This is a genomic window from Corallococcus sp. AB038B (assembly GCF_003668955.1).
Taxonomy (GTDB): Bacteria; Myxococcota; Myxococcia; order Myxococcales; family Myxococcaceae; genus Corallococcus; species Corallococcus exiguus.
On record NZ_RAWO01000273.1, the window covers coordinates 1 to 402 of the forward strand.

Genomic DNA, 402 nt, shown 5'->3' on the forward strand with positions numbered 1-402 from the left:
GGCAACTCGCTCTCGCTCGTGCAGATCCACGGCAAGCTCCAGAGCGCGCTGGGCGTGGAGTTCCCGCTCGTCGAGCTCTTCCAGCACCAGAGCGTGAGCGCGCTCGCCGCGCACCTGCGCCGTATCGCCGAGGCCGCGGCCACGCCCGTGGACACCGCCGCCGAAGAGGAGCGCTTCGATTCCCGAAGGGCCCTGCTCGAACGGCAGCAGGCCCGGAGGCGAGGACGCGCCGGCCCCACCCAGGCCGACTCGGACGGCAATCCGGAGGATTCCCATGAGTGACGACATGGAGCGGTCCGAGCCTTCTCCGGAGGGCGTGGCGATCATCGCCATGTCCGGCCGCTTCCCCCAGGCCGCGACGCTCGAGCAGTTCTGGGACAACCTTCGCCGTGGCGTCGAGGC

The 402-nt window shown here is 70.9% G+C and carries 2 protein-coding genes; both read left to right on the forward strand.

Features of this window, described 5'->3' with window-relative positions:
• Positions 1-282 (forward strand): acyl carrier protein (locus D7Y04_RS43250; RefSeq protein WP_147477373.1); only part of this gene is annotated, 282 nt, incomplete at its 5' end.
• Positions 283-286: 4 nt separating this feature from the next.
• Positions 287-402: beta-ketoacyl synthase N-terminal-like domain-containing protein (locus D7Y04_RS46915; RefSeq protein WP_368666441.1), on the forward strand; the 116-nt coding region annotated here is incomplete at its 3' end.